This window comes from Paenibacillus darwinianus (genome assembly GCF_000598065.1).
Lineage (GTDB): Bacteria > Bacillota > Bacilli > Paenibacillales > Paenibacillaceae > Paenibacillus_I > Paenibacillus_I darwinianus.
In genome coordinates this window covers 1-4,932 of record NZ_KK082151.1, presented here as the reverse complement: position 1 = coordinate 4,932, position 4,932 = coordinate 1, and the positions used below count along the sequence as shown (strand labels likewise).

At 58.9% G+C, this 4,932-nt stretch carries 2 protein-coding genes and 1 pseudogene; all 3 read right to left on the bottom strand.

Features of this window, described 5'->3' with window-relative positions; genetic code table 11:
* Positions 1 to 1,753, bottom strand: a 1,753-nt coding sequence (locus tag BG52_RS06840; protein ID WP_036667007.1) for an ABC transporter ATP-binding protein, incomplete at its 3' end; no start/stop codon positions are given.
* Entirely contained in the window at positions 1,750 to 3,531 is a 1,782-nt protein-coding gene (locus tag BG52_RS06835) for an ABC transporter ATP-binding protein (RefSeq protein WP_036584003.1), read from the bottom strand. The genes BG52_RS06840 and BG52_RS06835, both read right to left, overlap by 4 nt.
* 319 nt (positions 3,532 to 3,850) lie before the next feature.
* Positions 3,851 to 4,932, bottom strand: a pseudogene (locus BG52_RS16005) (dynamin family protein); the annotation flags it as partial.

The following is a 4,932-nucleotide window of genomic DNA, read 5'->3' as shown; positions in this document are numbered from 1 at the left end:
CGATCCAGCCGTGATCGAGCACCACGATGTTGTCCGCATGCCGGATCGTGGACAGCCGGTGGGCGATAATGAACGAAGTCCGCCCGAAGAGCAGCGTTCGGAGCGCCTCCTGAATATTGAGCTCGGTTTCGGTATCGATGCTCGCCGTCGCCTCATCGAGAATCAGCACGCGCGGATCAGCCAACAGCGCCCTCGCGAACGACAGCAGCTGCCGTTGGCCCATCGAAAGCACGCTGCCGCGCTCCTGCACCTCGGTTTCATAGCCGTCGGGCAGCGCCTTGATAAAATCGTGAGCGTTTACGGCCTGCGCAGCCAGCTCCACTTCCTCATCCGTGGCATCCAGCCTGCCGTAACGGATATTATCGCGAATCGTACCGGAGAAAATGAATGTGTCCTGCAGCACGATGCCCACCTGCGACCGCAGGCTTTCGATCGTCACGTCGCGGATATCCGTCCCGTCGACCCGCACGCTTCCCTCCACCGGATCGTAGAACCGGCACAGCAAGTTGATGATCGTGCTTTTGCCCGAGCCGGTGTGGCCGACAAGCGCGATCGACTGTCCGGCCTTCACGTCGAGGCTGATGCCCTTCAGCGCGGGACGGCCTTTTTCATACTCGAACACGATCCGGTCGAACGTGACGTCGCCGCGGATTTCCGGCAGCTCGGCCGCCTTTTCCTTCTGATGCACCGTCGGCTTTTCGTCGATAAATTCAAAAATTCGCTCCGACGACGCCATGGCGATCAGCAGCTGTGAATACATTTGACCGAGCCGGTTGATCGGGTCCCAGAAGTTTCCAATGTAGTTGGCGAAGCCGACAAGCAGACCGACGGTGATCGCATTCGTTTGCACGAGATAGGAGCCGTACCAGAAAAGAATGAGCGTTCCGATCGCGGCCGTCACCTCGATCACCGGCCCGAACATCTGGTTCAGCATCGACGCCTTGTTCCAGGCCTTGCGGTTGACCGTGTTCATATGGTCGAAGTAGTCGATATTGGCTTTTTCCTGCACATACGCCTGCGTCACCTTTACGCCCTGAATGCTCTCGTTAAGGTGGGAGTTGATGCGCGATTGCTTGATCCGGACATCCTGCCAGGCAAACCGAATCCGCTTCCGCAGCGCCGACGAGACGAGAAACATGAGCGGTACGGTGATCATGACTGCCGCGCCGAGCTTGAAATTCCAGACGAGCAATAGGATGACAATGCCAACGAGCTGCACGCAGTCCATCATCAGGTTGACGACGCCGTTCGTGAAAAGATCCTGCAGCGCGTTCACGTCGTTCGTAATCCGCACGAGTACCGAGCCTGCGGGGCGCTTGTCGTAGAAACGGAATGAAAGCTTCTGAATATGTGTAAAAAGGTCATGGCGCAAATCGTAGATGATCCGCTGTCCGATCAGGTTCGTATAGCGGATCCGATAGGTGTTGGCGGCCCATTGCACGATATACAGGCCAAACGCAATCGCGGCGTACATGTACAGCTTCGACAGGCTCGGTTCCCCTTGAGCAGGCGCGATCGCCTCGTCGATCGCCAGAATGATGATCGCCGGAACCGCGAGCCGAGTCAGCGTTCCGAGCACCATCATGACGAGCACGACGGGCAGCAGCTGCTTGCTGTAGGGCTTAACATATTGCATCAGGCGCCGCAGCTGCGCCCAGTTGAACGGCTTTTCGATCAGCTCGTCGTCCTGGTAGACGAACCGCTCGTTTTTCTGCTTTTTCACGTTGTTCGCTTCCTTGTTTTCCGCGTTCATTTGGCGACCCTTCTTTCCGCTTTGCTGCGATCCGGTCTGTCCCCATCGCCTGGCCTGTCGGCATATTGAATGTCATAGGTGTCGCGGTAATGCCCGGGCACGGCAATCAGCTCGTCATGCGTTCCGCGCTGAATGACCGCTCCTCTGTTCAGCACGATAATTTCGTCGGCGTGCCTGAGCGACGAAATCCGGTGCGCGATAATGAAGGTCGTTCGTCCGGCCATGACCTCCTTGAAGCCGGCCTGAATCTCGTGCTCCGTTTCCATATCCACGGCGCTGGTCGAGTCATCCAGAATCAGGATGCGCGGATTGCGCAGCAGCGCGCGGGCGATGGCGATGCGCTGCTTTTGGCCGCCGGACAGCCCCATGCCCCGTTCGCCGACGACCGTGTCGTAGCCGAGCGGCAGCTCCGTGATGAAGTCGTGCGCCTTCGCCAGCTTCGCGGCGCGAATGACCGCATCCATGTCGATCTCCGCCACCCCGTACGCGATGTTTTCGCGGATCGATGCCGAGAATAGGAACGTTTCCTGAAAAACGGGCGCAATCTGCGACCGCAGGCTTTCAAGCGACAGGTTCCGGATATCGCGGCCGTCAAGCGTAATCCGGCCCTCCTGCACGTTGTACGCCCGCATCAGCAGCTGGATCACGGTCGATTTGCCGGAACCGGTAGCGCCAAGCAGGCCGATGACGGTGCCGGGCGGGGCGTCGAGCGAAAGGTTTTTAACCGCCGGCGCTTTGTCCGGATAATGAAAGCTGACGTTATCGAAACGGACATGTCCTTGTACATCGTCCGGGAGCGACAGCGCGTGTTCTGCATCCTTCACATGGATGTGCTGGTTCAACAATTCGAGCACCCGCTCGCCGGACGCCTTGGACTGCGTATAGTTGTTGATATGAAAGCCGAGCCCCCACATCGGGCCTACGATATACCAGGTCATGCTGAAAAAGGCGACGAGCTCCCCGAGCGAAAGCGAGCCGCGAATGACGAGCGAGCCGCCGAACACGAGCAACACCACGACGCAGAGGCTGGCCAGCAGCTCCATCACCGGAAAATAGCTCCCCCACGTGAAGGCGACGCCGATCTGGTTCGCTTTATACTCCTCGTTGCGAAGGGAGAATTTCTCCACCTCATGGCCCTCGCGCGCGAACGATTTGACCGTACGGACACCGGTAATATTTTCCTGTACGGCGGTCGTAAGCTTGCTCATCGCTTGCCTCATCTCGCGAAACTCCGGATGAATTTTACGTTCGAATTTCAGGGCGGTAAACACAAGAAACGGAATCGATACGAAGGTGACAAGCGTTAACTGCCAGTGGATCGACAGCATCATCGCGCCGCCGAAGATCACCATAAGGAACATATTCAGGATTTGGGCGAAGCCGAAGCCGACGAAATTGCGGATCGCCTCCAGATCGGCCGTCAGACGCGACATGAGATCGCCGGTTTTGGCGGTGTCGTAATATTGGAAGGACAAATACTGAAGCTTCTTGTACAGCGAATTTCGAAGACGGTAAGACACGCGGTTGCCCAGCCGCCCGCCCGTTAAACCGTGCACAAATTGCATGGAAGCCTTGAGGGCGATGACACCAACGACCGTGAGCGACAATGCCGGCACCAAACCGTAATTTTCATTCCGTATCACGTCATCGATCAAAATGCGCAGCATGTTCGGATAAGCCAAGCCGAGCGCCGTCGTGCACATCAGCGCGAAAATCGATAATGCCAGAAGCCTGCGATCCGGCCAATAATATGGTTTCAGCTGCCTGAAAATATCCACTTCCGTCTCTCCCCCGTCGGCTCTTTTTGCGAAGCATGAAAGCATATTACCAGCTTTTTCAAGCATTCGGCAAACAGCCTGTGGCGTCATTTTCGAACCGGAATCCGCGAATCCTTCCGTTACGAATATGAATTGACCGTCAATCTCCCGAATCGTCAGGAATCATGATTCATGGTAGTGATTTCTTTTAATTAGGCCTATTTGTCCGGAACCGCAAAAAAAACCTCGGCGTCCGATCGGACGCCAAGGTTGAACAACGGTAAAAAACGGATTGAACAGCGATAAATTCATGCAAAGACCGTCCAGGCCCGCGCCCGGTTTAAACCAATTCGGCAAGCCCGTCTCTGAGCCTGCGCAGCTCCGCCGCCGCAATCGCTTCGCCGAGGGAAGCTTCCCGGCCCGCCGCAAAATCGTCCGCTTCGCGGACCAGCATCCCGGATGCCTGCCGCAGCGCCGCTTCCCAGGCTTGCCGATAGTGCGCTTCCCAGCGCTTCGCCGCGCCGTCCATCCAGCTCTGCATCGCAGGCGACAGCAGCTCGTCCAGCTCGCCGCGAAGCGCCGTTTTGCCTTCGCCCTCAAAAAAGTGCCGGGGGCTTTTGAACCGCGCCCACAGCCATTTCAGCTCCGCCGCGTCGGTGCTCCAGCCTCCAGCGGCCTCGGGTGCCTCCGGCGCTTCAGGCTCGAATGCGGCCGGGGCAAAGCCGTCGAGCTCTGCGCCGATCGAGGCGGCCGCCGCGTCGTAATGGCGGACCGCCAGCCGGCGGAGCGCATTGCCGAGCCGCAGGGACGTCGCCTGCAGCTCCTGTTCGAGCTCCTGCTGCAGCAAACGCTGCAGCTCCAGCCAAGACATCCACAGCATTTTGCGCAGGTCGCGCCCGTCATCCTGCAGTGTCGATGGATTGAACGCGTAATTGAAATGCTCGCCGAACCGGTAGCGGATCCGCTGCAGCACATGATGGAACAGCTCGCGCAGCTCCTGGCGCAGCGGCTCGTACGAAGCGACGTCCGCCGAATCGGCGGCCAGCGTCCGGGCGCGCTCCATCTGTCCGCGAAGCTCGCCGATCCGGCGGCTGCGCGTCTCGGCATCCTGTGCGGCCTCATCAAGCCAGCCCTCGACAATCCCGAGCGCGCGCGCGATCTCTTGGCCCGCCGCTTGTGCGGCCATCCCGCCAAGCTCCTCCTGCGTGAACGCCAGGAACGCGCGCTCGAACGTCTCGAAGCCGGAAGCCCCAAGCAGCTCCGAATCGGACGAGCGTTTAGCATCAAGCGCCTGCAGGCTCGAGACCGGGAACAGCCGCGGAAAACGAATGCCGTGCTGGAGCAGATTGCGCTCCACATGCGCCGTCACGTCTTCAAGCTCGGCGGCATCTGCGGCGAGATCGGTCGCGTTGACGACGAAAA